The organism is Saprospira grandis DSM 2844, assembly GCF_000275825.1.
Lineage (GTDB): Bacteria > Bacteroidota > Bacteroidia > Chitinophagales > Saprospiraceae > Saprospira > Saprospira grandis_A.
In genome coordinates this window covers 3362941-3388094 of sequence record NZ_JH719942.1, presented here as the reverse complement: position 1 = coordinate 3388094, position 25154 = coordinate 3362941, and the positions used below count along the sequence as shown (strand labels likewise).

17 protein-coding genes are annotated in these 25154 nt (G+C 46.4%); 9 read left to right on the top strand and 8 right to left on the bottom strand.

Going from position 1 to position 25154, the window contains the following annotated elements; all coding sequences use genetic code 11:
* Positions 1 to 345: 345 nt before the first annotated feature.
* The 4 genes from SAPGRDRAFT_RS15385 to SAPGRDRAFT_RS15370 all read right to left on the bottom strand — a co-directional run bounded on the left by SAPGRDRAFT_RS15385 (position 346) and on the right by SAPGRDRAFT_RS15370 (position 5654).
* On the bottom strand, positions 346 to 1302 hold the full coding sequence (locus SAPGRDRAFT_RS15385; protein ID WP_002660166.1) for an isopenicillin N synthase family dioxygenase: 957 nt from the start codon (positions 1300 to 1302) through the stop codon (positions 346 to 348).
* A gap of 116 nt (positions 1303 to 1418) precedes the next feature.
* A complete protein-coding gene (locus SAPGRDRAFT_RS15380) occupies positions 1419 to 2318 on the bottom strand; it encodes a TlpA family protein disulfide reductase (protein WP_002660165.1) in 900 nt (299 codons plus the stop codon).
* A 91-nt stretch (positions 2319 to 2409) separates the two neighbouring features.
* Positions 2410 to 4596: a PD40 domain-containing protein gene (locus tag SAPGRDRAFT_RS15375; protein ID WP_002660164.1), complete on the bottom strand. Its 2187-nt coding sequence runs from the start codon at positions 4594 to 4596 to the stop codon at positions 2410 to 2412.
* A gap of 149 nt (positions 4597 to 4745) precedes the next feature.
* Positions 4746 to 5654, bottom strand: coding sequence for a leucine-rich repeat domain-containing protein (locus SAPGRDRAFT_RS15370; RefSeq protein WP_002660163.1), 909 nt, complete (start codon positions 5652 to 5654; stop codon positions 4746 to 4748).
* A gap of 118 nt (positions 5655 to 5772) precedes the next feature.
* On the opposite strand from SAPGRDRAFT_RS15370, the gene SAPGRDRAFT_RS15365 reads away from it, so the two are divergent.
* From SAPGRDRAFT_RS15365 to SAPGRDRAFT_RS15345, 5 genes are all read left to right on the top strand, one after another.
* Positions 5773 to 6453 (top strand): outer membrane lipoprotein carrier protein LolA, encoded by a 681-nt coding sequence (locus tag SAPGRDRAFT_RS15365; protein ID WP_002660162.1) that lies wholly within the window; start codon positions 5773 to 5775, stop codon positions 6451 to 6453.
* 387 nt (positions 6454 to 6840) lie between these two features.
* Positions 6841 to 8442: a bacillithiol biosynthesis cysteine-adding enzyme BshC gene (gene bshC / locus SAPGRDRAFT_RS15360; RefSeq protein ID WP_002660161.1), complete on the top strand. Its 1602-nt coding sequence runs from the start codon at positions 6841 to 6843 to the stop codon at positions 8440 to 8442.
* A gap of 11 nt (positions 8443 to 8453) precedes the next feature.
* Positions 8454 to 9056: a TlpA family protein disulfide reductase gene (locus SAPGRDRAFT_RS15355; RefSeq protein ID WP_002660160.1), complete on the top strand. Its 603-nt coding sequence runs from the start codon at positions 8454 to 8456 to the stop codon at positions 9054 to 9056.
* A gap of 35 nt (positions 9057 to 9091) precedes the next feature.
* Positions 9092 to 9799 (top strand): thioredoxin family protein, encoded by a 708-nt coding sequence (locus SAPGRDRAFT_RS15350; RefSeq protein WP_002660159.1) that lies wholly within the window; start codon positions 9092 to 9094, stop codon positions 9797 to 9799.
* 656 nt (positions 9800 to 10455) lie between these two features.
* Positions 10456 to 10773 carry a WYL domain-containing protein gene (locus SAPGRDRAFT_RS15345; RefSeq protein WP_002660158.1) on the top strand — a complete coding sequence of 106 codons (318 nt, stop codon included), beginning with the start codon at positions 10456 to 10458 and terminating at the stop codon, positions 10771 to 10773.
* Between the two features lie 254 nt (positions 10774 to 11027).
* On the opposite strand, the gene SAPGRDRAFT_RS15335 is transcribed toward SAPGRDRAFT_RS15345, so the two are convergent.
* The gene (locus SAPGRDRAFT_RS15335; RefSeq protein WP_002660157.1) at positions 11028 to 13541 is read right to left on the bottom strand and encodes a DUF5686 and carboxypeptidase-like regulatory domain-containing protein; all 2514 of its coding nucleotides are present in this window, start codon (positions 13539 to 13541) and stop codon (positions 11028 to 11030) included.
* A gap of 226 nt (positions 13542 to 13767) precedes the next feature.
* On the opposite strand from SAPGRDRAFT_RS15335, the gene SAPGRDRAFT_RS15330 reads away from it, so the two are divergent.
* From SAPGRDRAFT_RS15330 to SAPGRDRAFT_RS15320, 3 genes are all read left to right on the top strand, one after another.
* Complete coding sequence (locus SAPGRDRAFT_RS15330; RefSeq protein WP_002660156.1) at positions 13768 to 14661, top strand: hypothetical protein; 894 nt, start codon at positions 13768 to 13770, stop codon at positions 14659 to 14661.
* A gap of 117 nt (positions 14662 to 14778) precedes the next feature.
* Positions 14779 to 16056, top strand: coding sequence for a kynureninase (gene kynU, locus SAPGRDRAFT_RS15325; RefSeq protein ID WP_002660155.1), 1278 nt, complete (start codon positions 14779 to 14781; stop codon positions 16054 to 16056).
* Positions 16057 to 16650: 594 nt separating this feature from the next.
* Positions 16651 to 19647, top strand: coding sequence for a T9SS-dependent choice-of-anchor J family protein (locus SAPGRDRAFT_RS15320; RefSeq protein WP_156001950.1), 2997 nt, complete (start codon positions 16651 to 16653; stop codon positions 19645 to 19647).
* A 76-nt stretch (positions 19648 to 19723) separates the two neighbouring features.
* On the opposite strand, the gene SAPGRDRAFT_RS15315 is transcribed toward SAPGRDRAFT_RS15320, so the two are convergent.
* Complete coding sequence (locus SAPGRDRAFT_RS15315; protein WP_002660153.1) at positions 19724 to 21487, bottom strand: hypothetical protein; 1764 nt, start codon at positions 21485 to 21487, stop codon at positions 19724 to 19726.
* Positions 21488 to 21660: 173 nt separating this feature from the next.
* Between SAPGRDRAFT_RS15315 and SAPGRDRAFT_RS15310 the strand changes: the two genes are divergently transcribed.
* Complete coding sequence (locus tag SAPGRDRAFT_RS15310; protein WP_002660152.1) at positions 21661 to 22797, top strand: NAD(P)/FAD-dependent oxidoreductase; 1137 nt, start codon at positions 21661 to 21663, stop codon at positions 22795 to 22797.
* 212 nt (positions 22798 to 23009) lie between these two features.
* Here the strand turns inward: SAPGRDRAFT_RS15310 and SAPGRDRAFT_RS15305 are convergent, their stop codons facing one another.
* Positions 23010 to 24014, bottom strand: coding sequence for a hypothetical protein (locus SAPGRDRAFT_RS15305; RefSeq protein WP_002660151.1), 1005 nt, complete (start codon positions 24012 to 24014; stop codon positions 23010 to 23012).
* Positions 24015 to 24194: 180 nt separating this feature from the next.
* Positions 24195 to 25061 carry a peptidoglycan-binding domain-containing protein gene (locus SAPGRDRAFT_RS15300; RefSeq protein WP_002660150.1) on the bottom strand — a complete coding sequence of 289 codons (867 nt, stop codon included), beginning with the start codon at positions 25059 to 25061 and terminating at the stop codon, positions 24195 to 24197.
* Between the last annotated feature and the right edge of the window lie 93 nt (positions 25062 to 25154).

Genomic DNA, 25154 nt, shown 5'->3' with positions numbered 1-25154 from the left:
TTTCTCCTTAAACTGATGTATTGGCAAAAGGGTTGGGCCCTGGCCTAGCGATGTGGAGGGGGGCGGCGCAGCCGCAGACCCAGCGGGCAAAGCCCGCGCAGGGCCGAGCAGACCTGCGAGCCCCGCAACGTAGCGCCCGCCGCAGGCGGGAGGCCCCAAAACAGCAGCAAGCCCCGCAACGACAACAAGCCCTTTAGGGCGCAGTTCGACGACCAAAGGGAGTAACTGCCGACGACCGCAGGAAGCCGGAGGCCCCAAAAAACAAAAATCTATAAGAAAATCAAAAAAAGAGCAGCCTCTAAAGCGAGACTGCTCTTCTATTTAAAACGCTTGCAAGCAAGGCGTTTATTTTTTAAGTCCGATTTCGCGTAGACGCTCATCTAGGTAGTCGCCAGCGGTAATTGGCTCGTATTGTAGGGGCGTTTCTTCGGTTACGCAATCTTCTAGGCAAGTCAAATCCATATCGCTGCGGGGATGCAAGAAGAAAGGAATAGAGATGCGTGAAGTGTCCCAAAGCTCGCGTGGTGGATTCACTACACGGTGGGTGGTCGACTTCAATTTGTTGTTGGTGAGGCGTTGTAGCATATCTCCAACATTGATGACGATACCGTCTCCCAAGGCTTTCACATCGATCCAATCTTGGCCCAAGGGACGCACTTGTAGTCCGTCGGCAGAAGCACCAACCAAAAGGGTAATGAGGTTAATGTCCTCATGCTCTTCTGAGCGGATAGCCGATTTGGGTTCTTGCGTGATGGGAGGATAGTGAATAGCGCGCAAAATAGAGTTTCCGCCCTCAATATGAGGATTGAAATAATTGCGGTCTAGTCCCAAGAAAATAGCGATAGCCTCTAGCAAGTGAGCGCCAGAAGCCTCAAAAGCTTGGTACAACTCACGGGCTGTTTTGTTGAACTCAGGCAACTCATCGGTGTAGATATTATCCATATATACCTCTTTGAGCTCATGCCCTTCAGGCAATTCTTGACCAAACTGATAAAACTCTTTGAGGTCGCCTACATCTGACTGTTTGGCATGTTCGCGGCCAAAAGAGCAATATCCTCTTTGTCCAGCGCCATTTTTGACCTCATATTTGTCTTTGACCTCCAAGTCTTGCGCAAAAAAGCGCTCAGAGGCTTCAAAGAACTTCTTAATTAACTCTTTGGGAATGCCGTGATTCACGACGCCCACAAAACCAATTTCTGTAAATGCTTTTCCTAGGGCCTCAACAAAAGCAGCTTGCTGAGAGGCATCACCCTTTACGAACTGACTCAGGTCTACCTGAGGAATTCCGGTAATAGTTGCCATAACTAAAATGCATTGATGGTAAGTGTACTGCTCTCTTTTTTCTTTTGAACAGCACGAAAGTAGTTTGTTGCACAAATCTAATAAAAAAATCGACTTTTTTGTCCTTTTTTCTCGGCCTACAAGATTTTTTCCCGGATTAGGGCTTCTAGCTCCAAACGTTTTTCCTCATTGTAGCCTCTTTGCTCAAAAATTAACTCTCCTTGGGGATTAAACAACAGAAAATATGGAAACCCTTTGAGGCCCAACTGCTGCTGTAGCCCTAAATCAATGCGAATGCGTTCATGCTCTTTGATTTTTTCAAAGTTAAAGACTTTGTTTTGGTTTAATTCGGCCATTTTATCTATTGGAACATAAATGTAGTATTGATCCAATTTTCCTTTTAGTTCTTGATAAAAAGGCTGCATATCTGGGATGGCCTTCAGGCAAGGTGGGCAGCGTTCATGCCAAGTTTCAATCAGCACATAATGGCCATTTTGAGCCAAGGTCACAGTATCTCCCTCCTCTTGCAAAAAGAATTGACTAAAGATATTGTAGCTACTATCTCTTTTGGGCTCCTCTCCTTTTTTTTCTGCAAAATTGTAGCTAGGCTGTTGCTGATGATGCTCATAGTTAGATAACTCTATGTGCTCAGGATAAAAGCGAAAACTGTAAATGATAATTCCTGTCAGAACGAAAAACTGCATGGCTTGCTTTGGGAATAAACGGCGATCAAACTGAATTCCTAGGGTTAACAAAGTAGCCGCCATAAATGGAGAGTTAAGCAGGGGCATCCAAGAATAGCCCCTCTCCTTTAAGGTATAGATATATATCCCAAAATAAAGCAGGGGAGCAGATAGCTTTAATAAAATATGCCATTTGGTTTCACTGCCCTTAATCAACTGCCGAATATAATAGCTGGCATAAAAGGTATAGAGTAACCCCAACAGAATGCTATAATTTGAGGGTTGGCCTCCATATAAAAAGGCATAAGCCCAAACCAAAAAGATAGATAAGGAATAAAATAGGTAATAGAGCATTGTTTATTTTTTGAACAATTTAACAATGCTCAAACATACACCCAAAACCTAATAAAAATCACAAAAAAAAACTTTTAACTATACCTTAAACCTACTCCTCCTCTGGCTGCGCCATAATCATCTCTATCTGTATTTTTCTTTGGCCCGCAGCCTCTACACTATAAATAGAGTTGCGAGGGTCGTTAATATCATCGCTAACGCCAGTGGGCACCTCCGTTTCTCCAATAGAAAGCTCTACAAATTTGAGCTGCCCAGAGCGCAAATAAGGCTGAAATGCTCCTTTTTGGAATTGCTCCATTTCATTGCGCATACTCGAAATCCGTCTTTTGGCCAAGTTGATATTATAAGCCGAAGAAGAACGGGGACTACAATAGCCTCTCAAGTGAAACTCTACGGCTTGTCCAGTCTCCAAAAGCGTGAGCAACTGCCCCAAAAAATGCTGTAAACGAGCATACTCTCCCGCTACTTCTTGCTCAAAAAACTTGGCTACTCTAGCTTTGGCCCGCTGCTGCACTTCTGCCCCATCGTATTGGGCCGAAAACTCCTCCTCATATTGCGTTTGTAGTTGCAAATAAGCTTGGTAGGATGCCGTATAGCTCATTTTTGTTGTGGTGGCATAAGTTTGTTTGTCTGGACTATCATTGTGGAAGTACAAGCTAATGGGCAATTTTTCTAGTAAATTAGCTATGCTAGGCGCTTCTTCAACGACTTCTGTGGGCAAACTGTCTAGTTCTTCTAACTCCATCACTGGCGGATCAATAGGATCCACAACAGCTACAGGAGGCGTTAAACTACTATCTTTTTTGGGCGTTTCTGGAACCGCCTCTGGGGCTTCTGGCTCCAATTCTATCCCCGTCAATACGGGGTCTTGGGCCAAAAGGCTATCCAAAGGACTCAATTCTGGCTCTACAATCAAATCTCCAGGCTCAATCTCCACCGGCAAAGTCAAGGCATATATATCATTGCAACAAGATTCTCCCGTCAAGATTTTAGAGCCGGGCCGATTAGAAGAAAAATAACCAAAGGTGTCTAGCTCTGGCGCAATGTAAAAATACAAGTCATTGGCCGCAGAATTGAGCGGTACCCCCACATTTTGGGGAGCCGACCAGCTATCATCCTCTCGTTTGGCCTTAAAAATATCATAGCCGCCCAAACCCAAATGCCAAGTAGAGCTAAAATAAAGCGTCTGCGTTTTGGCATGATAAAAAGGCGTGGCCTCATTGCCTTTGGTGTTGATTTCGGGCCCCAAATTAAAGGGTTTTCCATATTTGTTGTCGCCCAAAACTTCTACGCACCAAATATCTAAGCCCCCAAATCCCCCTTTGCGGTCAGAAGCAAAAAAGAGCAGACTTTTGTTTTGCAAACTATCAAAACTATGGTTGGGATGAGTCGTGGTATAGCCTCTGGGCGCATTCACCGATTTAGGCAAAGCCGCTGGCTTGCCCCAAGCATTGCCTTTTTTGGGCACTTTATAAATCTCACATTCCAATTCATTCTGAGGGTTCCGCTCGCAAAGTGTATAATATAACCACTGCCCATCTGCACTAAGGGCTGAATTACCCACATTGGTGTATTTGCGGTTCAAACCCGGCACAAAGGCCGCATTTCCTTGCCCTCGGCCTCTAGAACGCAAAATTTTTCCATATAAATATTGTTTGGTCGAGGCCTTGGCGCTCATTCTCCGCTTGGCATCCTGCTCAAAACGCAGGGCAGAAAAATACAATTCATCGCCCACCAAATGCGGAGAAAAATCGGCATAAGCGGTATTCACTTTTTCGCCCAAAGAGATCACTTCTACTCCCTCAATGGGCTTTTTATATATCTCTTCGGCAAATTTACAAGCCTGCAGCTCATGCTTGGCCCGCTCTTGCAAAGCCTGCAATTCTCGGCCCCTGACCGCCTTGGCCAAAAAGGCCTCAAACTCTACAATCGCCTCCGAATATTTGGCATTGTGCTTCAAGGTGTAGGCATAATAAAAATCCATGCTCGGATAAGCCGCCCGCTCCTCTCCCATTCTACTCAATTTGCGGTAATAGGACTCCGCCTTGCCAAAGTTAAAACTCTGTCGACAAGCTTCCGCATAGCCCCAATAGGCCTCGGCCTGCTTTTTCTTCGGCTGCCCCTGAAAAGCCTCTTCCTTAAAGGCTTGCTCATACTCCTCCACCGCGCCATAAAAATCACCTCGATTCAATAGCTTTTTTGCGGTTTTCAATTCTTTTTGGCCCAATACGGCCCAACTCAATAGTAAAAAGGGAAATAAGATAAGTAGTTGTTTCATAGGGTTCTGTTTTTTTATTTTGGGGCCTCCGCTGCGGCTACGCCTTGCGGCGCTACGTTTCAGGGCTCGCAGGTCTGCTCGGCCCTTCGGCCTAACGGCCTTGGTCTGCGGCTTCGCCGCCCCCTTCCACATCGCTAGGCCAAGCAAAGCTAAACCAAAAAGTCAACCCATGGCATTCGCTGCAGCCATTGGTCCAAATTTTTGAGTGGCGTATTTCTGCTTTCTACAATTTGCAGGCGCTCGAGCTGCACAAAGCGCTCGGGCAACTCTTCTAAATGGGGGTTATCGGAGAGGTCCAGATGAGTAAGGGAATACAAGCCACCAATATCTGCGGGCAATTGGTCCAATTCTGTGCCGCTTAGCTCCAATTTGCGCAGTTGGCCCAATTGGCCTTGCCCAAAAAGAGAGAGCCGCCGCAGGGGGTTGCGGCTCAAATTGAGCGTTCCAAAATCCTCGGCCTGAAAAAAGCTAAAAGAGACTTCCTCCAATTGATTGTCAAAAAGCTGCAAATTGCGCAAACTTTGAAAACCCTCTGCTGTTTTAGGCAGGGTTTTTATCTTATTGATTCCCAAAAAGAGCTGTTGCAAATTAGGCAAACGGCCCAAAAAGCAAGGAAACTCTTCTAGGCGGTTTGTATTGAGGCTCAGGCTATGCAAATAAGGGAGCTCGGCCAGTTCTTCGGGCAAAGATGCTAGCTGGTTGCCAGAAAGGTCCAGCTGTTCTAAAGCCCTAAATTGACCGATTTCTTTGGGCAACTCTTGCAACTTTCTATTTGATAAATTGAGGAAAGGCCGCTGTAATAACCCCCAAAGATCTTCCGCACTCATCTCTTCTGGAGGCTCGGCCCTGGGCCATAGCAAATAGTAGGGCGCCAACAGCTCTTGCAAAGCAATCCCCTGCCCCTTGGCCAAACTAAAGGCTAACTCAATATTGGCCATATCGCCACTGCCAATTAACTGTCTAACTGCTGCTAAATTGTCCAAAATATCTATCCTCTGCTGATTAAAATTTATCTTGGCGCCTTGGAATAATTTTTGCTCGGCCAGACCAAATTGCATAAAGACGAGCAAGAACAAACAAAAGTTGGAATCGCTTTTGTTTTAGGCTCTTCCAAAAGCCATAAATACCCCAAAAGACCAATAGTTTTTTAGAACTACCTACAACTACCTTATTCATATGAGAACAATGAAATTGCTCTTCGCTTTTTGCCTAATGATGACATTTGGCCTAAATAGCTTGCAAGCCCAAACGCCTTTCTTTAAAAAGGCCTTAGCCAATGTGGAAAAATCTGATCCAGCCGCAAAAAAAGTACTGGAAAAACTAAAAAAGAAGTATACCCAATATAAGGCAATTTATGCAGAATATGAGTTGCTTATTGATAACCGAGAAACCCAAGAGCGCCAAAAAGGCCAAATTACCCAAGCAGGCGATAAGTTTCATGTCAATAATAATGGCAACGAAATTTACTGCGATGGCGAAACGCTCTGGATGTACATGAAAAACAACAACGAGCTGCAAATCAATGATTATGAGCCCGAAGATGAAGACATGATGTCGCCCTCTAAAATTATGAAAATCTATGAGGCCGAAGATGAGTTTTTCTATGCCATGACCCAAGATAGAGGCGATATTTGCGAAATTGAGTTTAAGCCGCATGATAAGGAAGCCGATTTCTTTAAAATTAGAGCTACCATTGACCGAGCCAAACCCATGGTTAATGAAATTAAGGTCTTTGCCAAAGATGGCACCATCTACACCCTAGATATTAAGGTGCTTAAAGCGGCCCAACCCAAGGCTAGTGATTTTATTTTTGATAAAAGTAAATACCCCGGCATTAGAGAGGTGGATATGCGCTAAATCCTTTTCTTTTTCTGTTCAAAAAGCCCAGCTGTTAAGATAACAGCTGGGCTTTTTGTTTTCTTAAATTGTTGTAGCTACCACTAATTTCAATATCTAGCCTTTATCTTTGAACTTCTTTAGCGGCAGCTTTTGGTCCTTTTAGGCGGCGCAGCCGCCAGCGGGCCGAAGGCCCCACGGCTGAGGGATGGGAAGGGGGGCCGAAGGCCCGACCGAGCTTTTGAGCAAAGCGAAAAAGCGATGGGCCGAGCAGACCTGCGAGCCCGGGACAGCCCGACCCGCCCGCAGGGCGGGGCAGCCCCAAACAAAAATGAACCCTCTACCCTTTTATTTGTCTCTTCTTAGCCAAGAAGACTAAAAAATTATTTAACACACAGTTTATTTGCCATGCAACGCCTAGCGCTTCCTTACGATAAAATTCCACAACTTTCTACTTTTGACAAAGCCTACCAAGGGGGCGACCAGCGGCTGCGGCCCTTTTATGCTGCGGCCCCAGAAATCGACAATTTTGCTGCGGCTATTCAGCAAAGGCAGTTTTCTGCCAAGCGCCGTGCGCTTTTGGTCCAAGAACTTCAGGCCCAATATGCTCATTTGGAGCAGCCCGAAATTTTAAAAGCGCAGTTGGCCGCCCTAGGGCAAGAACAAACCTTTACGGTCACTACGGGGCATCAGCCCAATTTATTTACGGGGCCGCTCTATTTTGTGTATAAGATTTTGGGGACTATCCGTCTGGCTCGAGAACTAAAAACTGCCTACCCCCAATATCATTTTGTGCCCATTTATTGGTTGGGCGAAGAAGACCATGATTTTGAAGAAATTAAGCATACCGCTCTTTTTGGCCGCCCCCTAGTTTGGGAAGACCCTCAGGGCGGGGCTTTGGGCCAATATAAAATAGACAGTCTAGGGCCCGTATTGAGTGAATTATTTGGAATTTTGGGCGATAGTCCAGAAGCCCAAGAGCTAAAAACCAGCCTGCAAGCCGCTTTTTCTGGGCCCAAAACCTATGGCCAAGCCTTTATGGAATGGGTGCATGCCCTTTTTGGCCGCTACGGCTTAGTCATTTTGCGAGCCGGCAGCCCTGCCCTAAAAGCCAGCTTTGCCGAAGTGATGAAAGAAGAGCTTTTGCAGCAAAGTTCTAAGGCCATTTTGGAGAAAAGCTATGCGGAACTAGAAGCCGCCGGTTTTGGTCCACAAGCCTATGCCCGCGATATCAACCTCTTTTATCTCAGCCAAAATAAGCGGAGCAGAATTGTACAAAACGAAGCCGGAGAATATGCTGTTTTAGCTACTGATTTGCGCTTTTCTGAGGCCGAAATCTTGGCCGAATTGGAGCAACATCCCGAGCGATTTAGCCCCAATGTCATTTTGCGCCCCCTTTATCAAGAGCAAATTTTGCCCAACCTAGCCTATGTAGGCGGAGGCGGAGAGCTAGCCTATTGGATGGAGCGCAAAGCCCAATTTGCGCATTATCAAACGCCTTTTCCCATTTTGGTCCGTCGAAATTCGGTGCAGTTGATCGATGCCCGCTCGGCAAAAAATTGGCTGGCCCTAGGATTTGATTGGGAGCAGCTCTTTGAGGAGACCGAAACGCTCCGACAAGATTTTGTCCGACGACAAACCGAACACGAGCTCAATTTTGAGGCAGAACAGGCCCAAATTAAAGCCCTTTTTGAGCAAATTGGCGAGAAAACCGCCGCCGTAGAGCCCACCCTAAAAGCTTCGGTGGCCGCCCAAGAAGCCCAAATTCAAAAGAGTTTAGACAAGCTGCAAAAGCGACTCATGCGGGCCGAAAAACAGAAAATGGATACAGAACTAGGCAAAATTCAAAAGCTACAAAATAAACTTCTTCCCAAAGCTAAACTCCAAGAACGATACAGCAATTTTATGGAATTCTACCTGCGTTTGGGCGGCCAAAAATGGCTGGACCAATTGCTGCAAGAACTTCACCCTCTCCAAAAAGATTTCCTGCTCTTGATTGAGGAGGACTAAAACAAAACCGTATGAAACAGCTCCTTTTTACCGCCCTTTTGGCCCTCAGCTTTGGCGCCTGCCAAGAGGCCAAAACAGACAGCAAAGCCTCTACAGAGCAGCCCGCCCAAAGCTTGGCTGTAGCCGAAGAAAAAGAAAAATCGGCTGAAGAATCAACAGATTTTCCCCATGCCGATAAGATTCTGACTAGCGAAGCAGGCAAATCGCTTCCAATCTACCATTTTGAAGGCTTTGAAAAAGATATTCTGAGCCTAAAAGATGGAGAAGAGCTCTATGTCGTTAATTTTTGGGCGACCTGGTGCGGCCCCTGCGTTAAGGAATTGCCCTACTTCAATGCCCTAGAAAAAGAACTAGCTGGCAAGGTCAAATTCCTTTATGTCAGCCTCGATTTTACCAAAAGTCTAGAGAAAAAACTGCTGCCCTTTATGGATAAAGAAGAAATTGGGCAGGTGGTTTTCTTGGACCAGAAAAAGGTGAATGAATGGCTGCCCAAAATTGATAAAGATTGGTCTGGCGCTATCCCCGCCACCCTAATTTTAGGCAAGGGCCAACATCAGTTCTACCGCCAAAGCTTCCATAGCAGCGAGGAACTCAAGGCCATTTTGCCCCTATAGTTTATCGTATTTCCTGACTATTTTATAATAATTACATGATCAAGCAAAGTTTAATTATGCTCTTGTTTTTGGGCCTATTTACGGCCTGCCAATCGGAGGCGCCCAAAACAACAGCCACAGATGAAGCCGAAAAAACAGAACAAACGGCCGAAACCCAAGAAGAAACAACGGAAGCCGCCCCTATCAAACGCTATGCCTTGGGCGATGCCGTTGCCGACTTCAAACTCAAAAACGTAGATGGCAAGATGGTCAGCATGGCCGATTATCCCGAGGCCAAAGGCTTTGTAGTGATTTTCACCTGCAACCACTGCCCCTTCTCTATCGCTTATGAGGACCGCATTATCGCCTTGGACAAAAAGTACAAGGAGCTGGGCTATCCCGTCATCGCCATCAACCCCAATGACCCGGAGCTGAATGCCGATGATAGCTACCCCAAAATGCAAGAACGAGCCAAAGAAAAAGGCTTTAGCTTCCCTTATTTGTTTGATGAAGCCCAAGACGTTTTCCCTCTTTTTGGCGCCACAAAAACGCCTCACTGCTTTTTGCTCAACAAAGAGGGCGATGCGCTTAAGCTAGTTTATAAAGGAGCTTTTGACGATAGCAAAGAAGCCGAAGAAGTGAGCAAAAATTTCTTGGCCGATGCCTTGGAGGCCTTGCTCAAAAATGAAGCCCCCAACCCCAATAGCACCCTCGCTTTTGGCTGTAGCATCAAAACTAATGACGAAAGCAAAATTGCCGAATAAGCCATTCTGCTCAGAGAATTAGCCAGTTTGCCTAGTGTCTTTAAGATGCTAGGCTTTTTTTATGTTGTTTGGGGGCCTCAGCAGCAAAGCTGCGGCGCTACGTTCCACAGCTCGCAGGTCTGCTCGGCCCTGCAGCGGCTGCGCCGCTTTGGTCTGGCCTGCGGCCACTGCTGCACATCGCTAGGCCGCTCAACTATAGTTTTCAAGCTAGTCTTTTCGCTTCGGCCAGTCTGTTTAAAATTCTGTGTTTCCCCTTTTACTCCCTAGGGACTGCTAGAACAACTGAAAAAGGCTAAGGAACAGCTAGGTCGAGCTAAGAAGTAAGTAGCTCGAGCTAAGGAACAGCTAGGTCGAGCTAGGAAGTAAGCAGCTCGAGCTAAAGAACAGCTAGGTCGAGCTAGGAAGTAAGTAGCTCGAGCTAAGAAAAAGTTAGCTCCTTGGACCAATTGCTTAAGTTCCTTTACTAAACACTTTAACTAATTCATAACAATAATCAAAAGGGGAATCCTAGCATAGGGCTCGCTAAGTCAGGGAGTTAGCTAGACTAGCAGAGGGACAAAAAAAGAGGGGCCTAGGCTTAAGTATTTAAGCAAAAAGGTAACAAAATCAAGTTTTGTACGTAAAATAATTATACCATCATAAAAACGGCTAGACTTATGAAATCGAACACAGCACTTCATCTCAACCTACATCATGCAATTTCTCAGCAGCTACTTGTTGCATTTCGTTATAATGACCAAGATGATTGGCGAGTTGTGGAGCCCTTTTGTTTGGGTTTGACACGGGCTAATAATTGGGGTTTGCGGGCATTTCAGCGTTCGGGGCCGGTGGGTTCCAAAACCAGTTGGAAGCTTTTTAATTTGGATAAGGCGCAAGACTTGCGGGTATTGAGTCAGCAATTTTCGGCGGAGGTACGGGAGCAGTACCGAGTGGGCGACAAGCAGATGCAGACAATTTTCCGTCAGTTGTATTAGAATCAGTTTAAGTTTTGGGGCATAGAAAAAGGGACTTCCGAGGGTATCGGAAGTCCCTTTTGGGTCTAATTGCGGTAGGTTTGGGGCTGGCGGAGCCAGCCTGGCCGCAGGCCAAATGGCCCAGCGCTGCGCAGCTGTGGCCCGCAGGGCCAGACCAAAGCCGCCAAAGGTGGCGAAGGGCCGAGCAGACTTGCGAGCGGCGGAGCCTAGCGGCGGCCGCCCCAAATTGGAGGGCGGCCGCGGGCCCCAAATCTTTAGAAATAGAAACTTAATGTAGTACGGACCGAGAACTTTTGGGCATCTTGGTTATCGAAATAGCTGAGGCGCCAGAGGGCATCGATACGGATCACCTTGAAGATATTTTCGATACCGGCGCCGACTTCCATATAGGGCCCTTGGTTGAAGCTGCCGTAATAGGGGCCGCCATTATCTTGATGATTGAGGGCATTGGCTTCTTGATTTTCTTGGCTCAGGCTGCCCCAGACGCCGCGAAAGAAGGCCACCTCTCTCCATTTGAGTTTGCGGATAAGGGGGATTCGGTTGAGGAAAAAGCCATCGAAATGTTGGACGGCGCGGACGCCCACCCAAAGATCGCTCACAAACTCGAAGCTATTCATGAGGTTATAGGATTCGGGATTATAGAAATAGGCTTCATTGCCGGGGTGGCTTTCGAGCAAGAGATAAGGCAGGCGGCCAAAGACTTTTCCGCCTTCGATGCGGTAAGAGAACCAGCCTACAGGGCCAACATTGAACCAGTGCGAGATTTCGGCGCTGATGCGATGATAATTATATTTGCTGCCTAAAACGCCTTTGACGCCAGCTAAGTAAGAGAGTTCGATAATGGGAAATTTGGTCCCGATAGAGAGGTCGCTAAAGTAGCCACGCAAGAGTTTTTCTTTGTAGGCGTAGCGAAACTTGAGGAGGACTTCGGTGGTAGTGACTGCCGTATCGATTTTTGTGTAGTCGTTGGCATCGGGATAATAGCGAAAATTGAAGCCTCTATCGGAGCGGCTAAAAATGGCGCCTTGGGGGATCATATTTCGGTGAATAATGGCTAGGCGGTTGGAGAACCCTCTTTTATAGGTATGTTGATAATAGGCCTTAAACTCCTTAACGGCTAGCATTTTGGCGGGCACATTTCGGCGGAGGAAGCCGGCAAAAAGGCCTTGGCTGGGGGTTTGTTCGCTATTTCGGTTATCGAAGAGGACATCGTTAATATATTTTACGCCAACTTCTCTTCTTTTGAATCGGTTGAAGACATATTGGCCCTCTAGGCGGTACTTCCAGCGTTTATCGCCAAAACCGTAGGCGCCATAGCCATAGATGCGTAATTTTTTGGAGAACTGCGGGCCTGTTCCGACGCCAAAGCCCAGGCGGATTCCTTCAATATCGTTATAATTAAAGATAGAGCCATAGGGGCCGAGATAGAGAGGGCCTTGTTCGTAATAGCCAGTAGAGATGGTTGATAAGAGCTTAGTTGCGGTTTGGTAGATGGGCACCGTTTTGATACTATCGACCATTTTGTAGACGGCTTTTTCGTTATCGGTCAGTTTTTCGTGTCTTTGTTCGGACCAGAAACTATCGGCTTTTTCCAGGGCGATATAATCTATATCTTCTGGATCGGCTTCTTTATAGGTTTTTTCTAATTCTTCTTGGCCAATTTGAAAATCCTTATACATCAGGGTTTTTCGGCCTATGACCCCCATCATTTTTTCTCGTTTTTTGCTGAGGGCAAAATCGATGACTGTTTTTTCTTTGTAGGGCAGCCAGATACTGTCTTGTTGTTTGTATTCGGCATAAATGAGCAGGCGGTTGACGAGATTGACGTTTACGTCTTCGCTCATTCTCATATTGACGATTTCGAGGCCATAATTTTCTACAGAGACCCAAAAGTCGCCATAGAAAGTATTTTCGCCACGGCGTTTGGGTTTAAACTTGAGTTTATAGGACCATTCGTCTTCGATATGGGTAGAGTCGATAATATAATACTCATAGAAAAAGAGGCCATTATTGGCAAATGGGCTAATAAACTCCTTGCCGAGGACCGTAATATAATTATCGTAGAGGTCGAATTCATCGTGCATTTGGCCAATAAAATCCACCACGGTTGAATTTTCTACCCCGGAGACCTTTTGGGCCTTGAGGATTTCTTTTTTGCCCTTACCATTTATATAAAAGATATCATAAATTCGTTCGGCCACATAGGCGGGCAAAAAGGGTTTGACATCGGAGGTAGAGTCTATATTTTCGAAAATAAACTGCAGGTCCTTAAACAAAGGGCTATCCTTCATTTTGGGGTCAATATTATTGAGGTCCAATTCGGTTTTGGAGTAGCACTCTACCTGATAATTATCAAAGTTTTTGCGCTTATTGCGCTCCTTATTGGCCACAATGCGGCGGACCACCTCATTGGCGGGATTTTCTCCGGCCAGCACCATTACGGTTTCTAATTCTACGGAGCTACTTTTGAGGCGAAAATTGATGGAGAGTTCTGTCTGCGTCTTATCGATTCGCTTCATCAGATTATCGTAGCCCACCGAGGCGGCCATAATGGTATCGCTGGGTAGGCTGGCCAGCTCCATTTCGAGGCGGTACTTGCCCTCTACATCAGAGGTGACGCCCATAGGGATATCGCCTGGAATAAATACACTACAAAAGGGGACGCCTTCTTCGGTATCATCATCAATTACCTGCCCTGTTATTAGTATTTTCTGGGCTATCAGGAGGGGAGCCCAGGCCAAAAAGGCCAGAATAAAAAGATTACGCATAAAAGAATCTTAGGGTTTAGTCAAAAACGACTTTCTAATTTAGCGAAAAAATGGGTTTAGCGAAGAAGTTAAATAGACATAATGCTTTTTTGTGTCGCCCAAGCTAGATTTTTTTCCGATTAGGTTTCTAGTAAATAGTAAACAAAGGGCAGCGACAAATTATCTATTTGGCCCTATCTTTGAATTTTTCATTTTGTTTTTCTTAACACGTTTAAACAAATACCCTATGCGTAATCTCCTTATGTTCTGCCTTAGCCTTTTCTTGCTGGAGGCCGCCTATGCCCAACCTCAGAAACTGCTGGATCAGCTTAAAAACCGAGAAGAAATTAGTTTTATGGGCCGCAGTAGCTTCTCGATGAAGCAGAATTCGGGGCCAGAGTTGGTGAAGAGTTTGGCCTTTAAGCTACATGCCTCTTTAAGCAAAAAAGAGCTAAAAAACATCAGTTCTGCGGGCCTACCTAACTCTCCAGATCCTGCGCAGTGGATGGCGGCTTATCCGCAGCGCGATGATGAGGTCTTTTCTTTTAACCCCACAACAATGGAAGAAGAAAAGCATGAGGCCAAGACCGAAGTAAAGCCCACAGACTTTAGTGACTTTAATATTTTGGCCTTGATGGCCTACAACAAAAAGACGCATCAATTTGAGTACTATCCCTATGCGATTCGGCCTGTTTTGGCGGCTAATGAAAGCGTAAATTACAGCCCCATTCAGATTGATATTGCTCAGGGGAGCATGCTCCAAAACCAAAAGCGCCGCCTGAGTTTTTCGGGCCAAATTGATGGACTAAGCGCAGAAATTGAAATCATAGAATATAAAGGTAAAGAGATGGGCCTAGGCGATATCTTGCAGGACCAAATCGGGGCCCTAGAGCAGTTATCGATCAAAAGCCTAGAGGGCAAAGATTTGGACCAAGAAGGCCGTTTGGTCCTCCAAAAAGAAATTAAATTGGCTGGGGGTGTTGCCAGCTTTGACCCAGCCAGCATGCAAGAAAAGCTGATGTATCAACTGGCGCCACAATTTATCCTTGATTTTAGCCGTGGAGTCTTCTACAGCAAAAACCAATCGGTAAAAATCCAACATACTGAAAAAGAAGAATTAGGCTATTGTCTCCCCTTCTAAACTGGGCCATAACTGCCCTAAAGAGCGCCTCCAAGAATCTTGGGGGCGCTTTTGTTTTGCCCTGAATAAAGCGTAACTTTAAGGCTAAAGATCAAACGCCTTTAAAAAAAATATCTAATGCAAGAGGTACAATTTGAAGATACTTTGGACTATGCCAAAGCCCAGGATGTCAGTGATCCCCTAGCGCATTTTCGTCCCCAGTTCCATTTTCCAAAGCAGGCAGATGGAAGCCCTATTATTTATCTTTGCGGCAATTCCTTGGGGCTACAGCCCCGCCTTGCTCAGCAGCTGATGCAAGACGAAATGGAGGTCTGGAAAGAGTTGGCCGTAGAGGGCCACTTTAAGGCCGAGCGCCCTTGGATGACCTACCATGAAGAGTTTAGCCGACAGCTTTCGCCTATTGTGGGGGCTTTGCCCAAAGAGATTACCGTCATGAACACCCTGAGCGTCAATTTGCACCTCATGATGGTCTCTTTTTATCGGCCCACAAAAAGCCGCTACAAAATTGTGATTGAGGGTGGCGCCTTTCCCTCGGATAAATATGCCGTAGATTCGCAGCTGCGTTTTCATGGCATTGACCCTCAGGATGGCTTGATTCAGCTGCGGCCCCGTATGGGGGAGGACCATCTGCGGACCGAAGATATTTTGCAGGCCTTAGAGCGGGAAAAGGACAGTATTGCCTTGGTCATGCTCAGCGGAATCAATTATTATACGGGCCAATGTTTTGACATGCAGTCTATTACGAAAAAAGGCCATGAAATTGGCGCCATGGTGGGCTTTGATTTGGCCCATGCGGCGGGCAATGTCCGCCTTCAATTACATGATTGGGGGATGGATTTTGCCGTTTGGTGCCACTACAAATACCTCAACTCGGGCCCTGGCTGCATTGCTGGCGCCTTTGTGCATGAGCGCCATCTCAACAGCAAGGATTTGCCTCGTTTTGAGGGTTGGTGGGGCCACCACAAAGAAAGCCGCTTCAAAATGCCCGCTACTTTTGAGCCCGCCCCCAATGCCGATGCTTGGCAAATTAGCAATGCGCCCATTTTGGCCATGGTGCCTATGCGGGCCGCTTTGGCCCTCTTCAATGAGGCGGGCATGGACCGTTTGCTGGCCAAAAGCAAAAAACTAACGGCCTATCTGGAGTTCTTGCTCAACCAATTGCCCACTGACCGCATCCGTATTCTGACCCCCAAAAATCCCAAGGACCGAGGCGCTCAGCTCTCTATTCAGGTACAAGGGGCCGACCGCAGCCTCTTCGATGATTTAGTTAAAAATGGCGTGATTGGTGACTGGCGAGAACCCGATGTTATTCGCATTTCTCCTGCCCCCATCTACAACTCTTTTGAAGATGTCTATCGGATGGTGAAGATTCTAAAAAAATGCCTGCAGCTCTAGTTTCTGCTTTTTGATTTATTATTTTTGGGCCCGCGGCCGCCTTGGCTTTGCCAAGGCGGCCGCCGCTATGCTCCGGGGCTCGCTATTCGCTCGGCCCTTCGTTTTTTTCGCTACGCTCAAAAAAACTCGGTCTGGCCTTCGGCCACCCCTGCGCAGCGCTGGGCCGCTCATCGGATAAGTAGACCTTAAACAAACTGCTTTGGCCGCTTAAGCCTATGTGCCATTTGAGGACCAAAGGGCCGAAGCCGACTATTTTGCGCAGGCTTTGCAGAGGAGCGGATGAGCGCTGCGGAGCGGGTGGCCCGAAGGGCCAGACCAAAGGCAGGCAAAGCCTGCCTGCAGGGCCGAGCAGACTTGCGAGCCCCGCAGCATAGCGACCCGAGCGAAGCGAGGGACAGCCCCAAAATTAAACACAAAAACTAATAGATCGTGACAGCTAATAAGGTAACTTATAGACCTAAAAAATAGATTAACAATTCATTAACCAGTTAAATCGCTGTATTTTGCTCATCTTTCTATTAAAATAAAGCTTATTTTTGAAGTTAATTTTTCTCATCTCCAAGCAGTTTAGCACTGCTTACTATCTAATTTTATATGCAAAAACTATCGATTCAATTTTTCATGCTATTTTGCTTGAGTCTTTTGAGCTTCTCGGTTTCGGCCCAGTTGACAGAAGATTTTGAGGGCAGCATTCCGCCTGCGGGTTGGGCCATTTTTGATAATGGGATTGGGACCACCCAATCTTGGCAAGCCTCTACCACCGCCAATACGGGAGCCCAAGCGGCTTCTGTCACTTTTGAGTTTGTTACAGGAGGGAACTCTACAGATTGGCTAGTTACGCCAGCGGTAAATATTAGTGCAGGGGCTAGCACCTTAGCCTTTTATCAGCGTTTATCCTATGATTTTTTTGATTATGGGAACATTTACACCATTCGGGTATCTACGACCTCTCAGACAGACACCACCACATTTACCATCATTGATACTCAGGGAGAAACTGACTTTAGCAGTACCTATAGTCCTAAAGTTGTAGACCTTAGTGCCTATGTTGGGCAGTCTGTTTATGTAGCTTTTGTTATGGAGCAAAATAATGGAGATAACTGGTTTATTGATGATTTGAGCATTGGAGCGCCTCCTTGTTTGGATCCTTCTGCGGTGACGGCTAGCAACATTACGGCCAACTCGGCAGATATTAGTTTTAATGCCAATGGCGCGCCTCAGGCGGAAGTGGCCCTAGTGGCAGCAGGAGCTGCGGCCCCTACTTCGGGAACGGTAACAAGCAGCAATCCATTTAGCGCTACAGGTTTGGCTGATGGAAGCAGCTATGATATTTATGTCCGTGGCCTTTGTAGCGGTGGTGGCAACTCTAACTGGGCAGGCCCTGTTAGCTTTACTACCTCTTGTTTGGGCGTACAAGGCGATATGGCCAATGATGCTTTTGTCATTAGCACGCCTAACTTCAACCAAGCTGGCGCGACTGACTCTTGCTATACGAATACGGTGGGCAATAGCTCGGCAGATGTATGGTTTCAGTATGTAATTCCTAGTTGTACAGACTCTCTATATATTGGTTTGGATAGCTCTGACTTTGATACTTACCTTCGTGTTTTTGGGGCCGATACAACGACCTCTTTAGCCGTAAATGATGATGGTGGAGTGGGTACCACCTCTCGCCTAGAGTTGAGCATTTTGAGCAATGCCAACTTTAATTCTGGCGACACCATTTATATTCTAGTAGAAGGCTTTAGCGCCAATGAAGGGAACTACGTTCTTGATGTACAGGCCACCACAAGCAGCTCTCCTGCTGGAGATTGGGCCAATACGGCTATTGGCATCAGTGCGCTTCCTTTTGCGGCTAATAATGCCACTACTTGCTACAGCAATACGGCAGGCCAAGCCGCTGCTGATGTATGGTTTGAGTATATTGTTGAGGACTGTCTAGATTCTATTCTTATTTCTTTGGCAGGATCTGACTATGATTCTTACCTAAGCATCTATGCTGCTGATAGCAGTACTATTCTGTTTAGCAATGACAATGGCGCAGGCAACAATAATGCGGCCTTGAACCTTGCTGTTGGGGCAAGCATCAATAGTGGCGACACGATTTATATTTTGGTAGAAGGTGCGGGCACAGCTAGCGGAAACTTCCAGTTAGATGTACAGCCTGTATTTGATCCTCTTCCTGGAAACACCATCCAGCAGGCCATTAGCATCAATACCTTTCCCTTTAGTAATTCTGGAGCGACCACAGGTTGCTACCAAAACACCATTGGAAACAGCTCTGCGGATGTGTGGTTCCAGCATGTACTAGACAACTGTACCGATACCCTATTCATTAGCTTGGATAGCTCTGACTTTGATACTTACCTCCGTGTTTATGCGGCTGATGGAACGACTCAACTAGACTTTAACGATGATGGTGGACAAGGAACCACCTCTTACCTCCTTCTCGATATTGTTAATGATCCTAGCTATAATGCAGGAGATACCATCTATATCTTGGTTGAAGGCTTTGGTTCTAGCACGGGTAACTACGGGCTCAACATTGATGCAGTACGTTGTGATCCTCCGGTTAGTGCCACAGTAGTGGTAAATGGTCTACAGACGACTTACTGTAATGCCAACAACATTCCTAGTCCACAAATGGTCATCTACAATGGTGGAAACAGTGACTTGGCCATGGTTCCTTATACCGTCACGCTAAGCACTCTACCCTTTACGATTACTGTAGACACGGCCTATAACATTCCTATGAATGATTCTGTAGTGATTAGTCTACCCGCCTTCCCTTCTGCTTCTGGAAACGGAATCTTTGAGGTGAGCATTGATGTGCCTGGCGATTATGACCTCAGTGATAATGTTTATACTCAGGTATTGGCGATTTCTAATACTGTATCTACGGTTTCTGCTGTAGATGTGGCTTGTCATGGAGATGCCAACGGTAGCGCTACGGCTATGGGCCAAGCGGGCATTGCGCCTTACAGCTATATTTGGGATGCCAATGCAGGCAGCCAAACTACGGCTACGGCTACTGGCCTCGATGCGGGTACTTATAATGTGACCATTACGGATAGTATTGGTTGTGGCACGCAAAATAGCGTTCAAGTTACAGAGCCTGCAATTTTGACCGTAGATGCAGTCAATAACAATGACGGCACAGCTACCGCCAACGTTTCTGGTGGAGTAGCTGCTTATAGCTACGATTGGTCTAATGGCTCAACTACTGCTACAATTCAAGGGGCAGGGCTACAAACCGTCATCGTTACTGATGCCAATGGTTGCCCAGCTAGCGATACCGTTACTATTGTTGTAGCCGTTACGGGCATTGAAGGATTGGAGCAAATGAGCATTTTCCCTAATCCGGCTCAAGATTATGTAAACCTTAGCTTTGAATTAACTGAAAGCCGTCAGCTTCAGCTACAATTGGTCGCCCTAAATGGCCAAGTGGTTTATACCCAAAGCCTAAATGTTGTTGGGCAGCAAAACTTGCGCATCAATACGCAAGAGCTTGCTCCTGCGATGTATATGCTCCGCATCATTGATGAAAAGAGCCGTACGCAGCATACAGAACCTATCGTTATTCAACGATAAGCGGTTTACTCATTTTTAAGTGAGTCCCATAAAGTTGGCCCCCAAGACATTTTGTCTTGGGGGCCTTTTTTTGTTTTTATTGGCGCCAAACTGGCTCCACCTCTCTCAAATTGGGTTTTACATAAACATCATCAATTTCATCAATAATTTTTGGGAGCAAACCTTTGACTAAATTTTGCCGCTTGTTATTCCAATGTGCAGCCGCTTTTTCAAATTCCTTAGATTTGGCCTTCTTCATCCAGTCTTCCCAGGGGTTGCTTCGGCCCTCTAGGGTTTGGCGCAAGCCCTCAAAGAGGTTTTTAAAGAGCATGCTCGCCAGGCGGTAGCGCTCTAAGAGCGCATCTACTTCTTGGATTTTGGCCGAAATAGCCTTAATCTGCTCTTCTTTTTCTTCCTTACTGGTCGAAAACCTAAGGAGCTGCTCAAAATGCTGGTCTACCGCTCGGCTCAATTGTTTCATGGCCCCTTTTTCATTATCTAGCACCTTATGGATAAAATCGGCATCTTGGGCCAATTCCGGGTCTACCAAAGCAATATATTCGGCCAGTAGTTCTTCGGCGTCTTGGCTGAGGGCCCGCATTCGCAAATTGACATTTTTCCAACTATTAGCATGATGGTCCAAAGAAGCGTACTCGGCCTCTACAATAGAAAAGAAAGCCGAAAAATGCCGATACTTCTTCTGCCCTGTTTGGATCAAAGAATCATTTTTGGCCTGTATAGCGGGGTCCAATTGGTAAACCTTTACATCATGCTTACCTCTCAGGCCATCCAAACGAACATTTTCCAAAACCACCTCCTTAAAGGGTTTGTACTTGGCCTCAATATTGGCTCGGCTAAACAAGCTAGAAAAGACGCCCTTAAAGCTGTTGATCACACTTTTCAGCTTGCCCCCAGTTAAAATATTTCCCACATCGGCAGCAAAATTGAGCACCTTGCCCGCTCTAGATCTTCCTTTTAGCAGCTCGGTATTATACTGCTGTCTTTGCAGCTCAAACTCCGCTTGCAGATCTTTGATATAATCTTTTTGCGCCAAATCAGATAGATTTTCCATGCTGCCCAACCAATCGTCAAACTCCTTATAGGCCAAAGGGTTGGCCATTTCGCTGCGCTGATGAAAAATATCATAAATTTGTAGCGAAATATCTATATGGCCCACATAATTATAAACATTGCCAATAGTTTGCACCTCACTATAGTAAATATCCTTTAGCCGCCTAGCCGATTTGGCATAGCTCTGATGCTCTGCTTTACGGATACTCTCCAAAATATTTTCTTCAATCTTGACCTTCTCCACTTCTAAAATCCGAGAGGTTTGTATCCGATTAAAGTCAGTTTGTGACAACTCTTCTAGCTCGATATTATCCAGCAATAGCTCCCCCGATTCATAGTCCTGAATACTCATTTTTACTCGGCTCAATTTGGTCAAATTTAGTTCATCTAACTGAATTGGATTGGGAAAACAAATGCTACTATTGCTCTTAATTTCTTGGCTGCTGTACTCTGACCATTTTTTATCTTCTTCAGAATAATAGCTGTACACAATCCGAAAGCCTCGGCCAACGCTCACATTTTGCACCCGATAATCAAAGCGCAGGCTCCCAATTCCATAGGGCGATTCGGGCAGACGCAGCTCTAAACTAGCACCATTCCCCAAGAGCAAGAGCGCCGGATTATCGGCCTGGCAGCCAGAGGGAATAATGGCCGTAGAGCCCTGACAATGCAGGCCCTTGGCCTTTTCTAGCTCTTCTATGGTATCAAAGTTTTCCGCCAAAAGCAGCTTTTGAGCCTTCAGGCTGCCCAGGCTTAAAAGGAACAAACAGAATAAGATGTTTTTCTTCATTTTTAGTATCTTGATTTTTTGGGGCCTCCCGCCTTCGGCGGGCGCTACGCTTCAGGGCTCGCAGGTCTGCTCGGCCCTGCGGCCTAACGGCCTTGGTCTGCGGCTTCGCCGCCCCCTTTCGCATCGCTAGGCCAAAAGGCGTCCTTCTTTGCGAGTTATTTAAAAGATAATTTATGCTAAGTTTCTGGGAGAGAGAACAATTTTTTGCACCGCAGGATATCGTCATTGTTGGTGCTGGTTTAGTGGGACTAAATGCGGCCCTAAAATTAAGGCAGCTCCATCCAAAAGCAAAAATATTGGTCCTAGAAAAAGGGCTTTTGCCTGCTGGCGCCAGTAGTCGAAATGCAGGTTTTGCTTGTTTTGGCAGCCCTGGCGAGCTCTATGAGGACCTTAAATCTCATAGTTGGGCAGAGCTAGAGGAGCTTTTATATCAACGTTATTTGGGCCTGCGTTTATTGCGAGAAACCCTAGGAGATCAAGCTATCGCCTATCAGGGCGGGGGCAGCCTAGAACTCTTTAGGGCCAAAGAAGAGGCGCAATATCAGGCTATATTGGACCAACTGCCCAGCTTTAACAAGCGCTTGGCTCCGCTTTTTGAGGGCCGATCACTTTTTAGTCCCTTGGCCAAAGATGCGCTAAAAAAAGAAGGTTTGCAAAATTTTTCTAGGGCTTTACAGAATAGCTTAGAGGGCCAAATAGATACGGGAAAAATGATGCGGACCTTGCTGCAGAAAGTAGAAATGGCAGGCATTAGTATCCGTTGGGGGGCCGAGCTTTTGGATTGGGAACAAGGGGCTGGGGGGCTTTGTTTACATCTTCGTTTTGGTCCAGAACAACTAGCGCTATACAGTCAGCAGCTCTTAATTTGCAACAATGGTTTTGGGCCTCGCCTATTGCCTGATTTGGCGCTACAGCCAGCTCGGAACCAAGTAATTTTGAGCGAGCGCATTCCCAATTTGGCCCTAAAGCGGCCCTGCCATGCTCAGGCGGGCTATGTTTATTTTCGGCCCATTGCTGGGCGGATTTTACTGGGTGGTGGGCGACATCTGGACCCCATTGGAGAAACCACCGATGAACTAGGGCAAACGGCCAAGATTCAGGACTTTTTAGCCGATTACCTAGAGCATGTGTTGGGCCAAAAAGTGGGCATTAGCCAAAGTTGGTCGGGAATATTGGGCGTAGGGCCTCAGAAAAAGCCCCTTTTGGGCCAAAGCGAATCGGGGGTATATTATGCTCTGCGTTTGGGGGGGATGGGCGTAGCCCTGGGGAGTTTATTGGGCCAAAAAGCGGCTAAACTATTAAGTAAATAGCTTACTTTTGCGGTTTGCAGGGCGCAAAGCGCCCGCAGGCCTAGCGATGTGCAGCAGTGGCCGTCAGGCCAGACCCAGCCGCTGAAAGCGGCGCAGGGCCGAGCGAACAGCGAGCTGCGAAACGTAGCGGCCGCCGCAGGCGGCAGGCCCCAAAACAAAAATAGCCTACAACATCAATTGCGGGCTATTTTTCGATTTCGGTAGAGTTGGCATTAAATATCCATCCAGAGTTCGCCAGTTTTGATGACATGGATAGCCCAGACGAGGACCACAGAAATAACTAGGCCGAGAGCGGCCTTACCGATATCGCGAAAAACCATGCGATGCATATTGCCATCTGCCCGGCCTTCTACGGCGATGCGGATGCCATATTCGCGGCCAGCGAGCAGGCCCAAAAAGACCCAAGTCGTACTCATGGGCACGCGGTTGAGCTCCTTAAAAAAGTAGAGCACTACGCCATAGATACAGTCTACAAAAGTGGCTGAGCGGATATCGCTGGTATTGGTTTTTGACTTAATAATGCCTTGGATAGCGCCTCCTTGTTTCTTAAAAATATAGCCTAGAAGGAGTAAGAGCCAGCCGAGGCTAAGCGTCATTTCTAGGGCGCTAATTTGGCGGGGGAGATAGACATAAATATTGGCAAAATCTTGAATGAGCCATTGGGTCCAGAGAAAGCCCGTAGAGCCCCACTGCAGGATGGTCCAGAAAATCTGGCCCTTCTTGCTAATTTCGGGATTGCGCAAAAAGTAGCGTTCTGTAAATCGAGAGACCAGCAAGTAGAAGAGCAGGCCTGTTCCGAAGGCGACGCCATAGCCAATTAGTGATTTGATGATCATGGGCGTGAGCCCTTTGGGGAGAAAAAAAGTGAGGATCAGGAAAGAGGTACTAACGGGGATGCCTAGGCGGGTAACGACTAAAAGGACGAGTGGTGGGAGGATATACCACCAGCTCATATCTTGGATAAAGGGGTATTTGGGGTTTTCTAGGTTAAATTTATCGGGGTCTCCGATTAGGCGACCGTAAGAAACATCTCCGCCATGGGTATACCAGCCATAAAGAAGAGTGACTGTAAGAATACCGCCTGCAAATAGCCAAAGGACCCACCAGGGGCGCTTTTCATTAGAGCTGATAAATGTTCCAAGGGTTTGGATAACATCATTGCCGATGACCGAATAGGCCGCTAAGGCAAAGCCGAGATAGATGTATATTTCTGGCATTTTGTGATATAGATTAGTGCATCAAAAAGTCTTTGGCTTTAGGAGGCTCAAAATGCAATAATAATTTAGCGGCTAAGGGAATAAAAGCATTAAGTAATTGTTAATTTGATTAGCCTAAAAAAAAACTTAGCCAGCCTTTTAAGCTAGCTAAGTTTTCTAATTTCCTATGTGACTTTGGTCCTAATAATCTACACTAATTAGTGGGCGTCTTTCTAGGCCCAATTTATCTATAGTTGCCTGAGAGAGTTCGCCTTCTTCTTGGTTGATATCATAATCTTTTTGGAACTGACGGAGGAATCGGCGGGTGGTTTCATCATAGTCTCCGGTTTTGGGTAATTTGTAGCCTAACTTGAGCAGAGCCTCTTGAATTTCGTAGGCAGTGGGGGCATTAAATACGCCAAAGGGGCAGACCACTTCTTGCCAGCTTTGCCATTTGCCGGGGGGCAAATAGCGCAATTTTTCGCCAGTTTTGAGACTGGGTCTACCTGCAGATTCTGGAATAATTTCGATGCGGCTTTTTTGCTTTAGGCTTTGTCTTTTGATTACTTCATAGACTGCTGGAATGATATGATCGGTGCGGCTGGTATCCAAAATATCTTTAAAGGGATAAAAGCGGGTATTGACCACCTTATACTCTGGGGCCAATTTGACCAAGCAAGCAGCTACTTTATGTTTAGGTTCTTCATCTTGGCGGCAAATTTCAGATACATCGGCGGGTCTCCACTCAGAAACGGGATCTCTGAGCGTTAGAATTTCTGTACTCATAAAATAGTTGGTCGTATCAAAGTTGCCGTTTAGGGCTGGCGAGACGAGAATACTATCGTGGGTGGTTTCGTATTTGGCAGGAACAAACTTGAGGTAATAGCCTTCATTCAAATCATAGCTTTCTTGGCTATTGGCATTGGCTAGGCCAATAAAATAAGTTTTGCCTAGTTCGGCCTGTTTTCTTAGGCTCTCAAATATATCTTGAGTTTGTGCTTGTATGCTTGCCGTAAGCAGAAAGCTACTCAAGAAAAATATATAGGTGTGTAGATATAATTGCCCCATAAACCTGCGGGTTAAACGTGTAGTGTTGGTCGAGAAGTTGGATGTCTGTTTGCGAGAACATTTTCTAGGGAGAAGGGGATTGAGGAGGATATC

What these genes read in the sequence shown, in the direction of transcription:
- SAPGRDRAFT_RS15315 (WP_002660153.1), bottom strand. Translation starts at nt 21,487, where the DNA reads ATGAAGAAAAACATCTTATTCTGTTTGTTCCTTTTAAGCCTGGGCAGC.
- SAPGRDRAFT_RS15375 (WP_002660164.1), bottom strand. Translation starts at nt 4,596, where the DNA reads ATGAAACAACTACTTATCTTATTTCCCTTTTTACTATTGAGTTGGGCC.
- SAPGRDRAFT_RS15335 (WP_002660157.1), bottom strand. Translation starts at nt 13,541, where the DNA reads ATGCGTAATCTTTTTATTCTGGCCTTTTTGGCCTGGGCTCCCCTCCTG.
- SAPGRDRAFT_RS15345 (WP_002660158.1), top strand. Translation starts at nt 10,456, where the DNA reads ATGAAATCGAACACAGCACTTCATCTCAACCTACATCATGCAATTTCT.
- SAPGRDRAFT_RS15370 (WP_002660163.1), bottom strand. Translation starts at nt 5,654, where the DNA reads ATGCAATTTGGTCTGGCCGAGCAAAAATTATTCCAAGGCGCCAAGATA.
- SAPGRDRAFT_RS15305 (WP_002660151.1), bottom strand. Translation starts at nt 24,014, where the DNA reads ATGCCAGAAATATACATCTATCTCGGCTTTGCCTTAGCGGCCTATTCG.
- SAPGRDRAFT_RS15365 (WP_002660162.1), top strand. Translation starts at nt 5,773, where the DNA reads ATGAGAACAATGAAATTGCTCTTCGCTTTTTGCCTAATGATGACATTT.
- SAPGRDRAFT_RS15355 (WP_002660160.1), top strand. Translation starts at nt 8,454, where the DNA reads ATGAAACAGCTCCTTTTTACCGCCCTTTTGGCCCTCAGCTTTGGCGCC.
- SAPGRDRAFT_RS15385 (WP_002660166.1), bottom strand. Translation starts at nt 1,302, where the DNA reads ATGGCAACTATTACCGGAATTCCTCAGGTAGACCTGAGTCAGTTCGTA.
- SAPGRDRAFT_RS15310 (WP_002660152.1), top strand. Translation starts at nt 21,661, where the DNA reads ATGCTAAGTTTCTGGGAGAGAGAACAATTTTTTGCACCGCAGGATATC.
- SAPGRDRAFT_RS15300 (WP_002660150.1), bottom strand. Translation starts at nt 25,061, where the DNA reads ATGGGGCAATTATATCTACACACCTATATATTTTTCTTGAGTAGCTTT.
- kynU (WP_002660155.1), top strand. Translation starts at nt 14,779, where the DNA reads ATGCAAGAGGTACAATTTGAAGATACTTTGGACTATGCCAAAGCCCAG.
- SAPGRDRAFT_RS15350 (WP_002660159.1), top strand. Translation starts at nt 9,092, where the DNA reads ATGATCAAGCAAAGTTTAATTATGCTCTTGTTTTTGGGCCTATTTACG.
- SAPGRDRAFT_RS15380 (WP_002660165.1), bottom strand. Translation starts at nt 2,318, where the DNA reads ATGCTCTATTACCTATTTTATTCCTTATCTATCTTTTTGGTTTGGGCT.
- bshC (WP_002660161.1), top strand. Translation starts at nt 6,841, where the DNA reads ATGCAACGCCTAGCGCTTCCTTACGATAAAATTCCACAACTTTCTACT.
- SAPGRDRAFT_RS15320 (WP_156001950.1), top strand. Translation starts at nt 16,651, where the DNA reads ATGCAAAAACTATCGATTCAATTTTTCATGCTATTTTGCTTGAGTCTT.
- SAPGRDRAFT_RS15330 (WP_002660156.1), top strand. Translation starts at nt 13,768, where the DNA reads ATGCGTAATCTCCTTATGTTCTGCCTTAGCCTTTTCTTGCTGGAGGCC.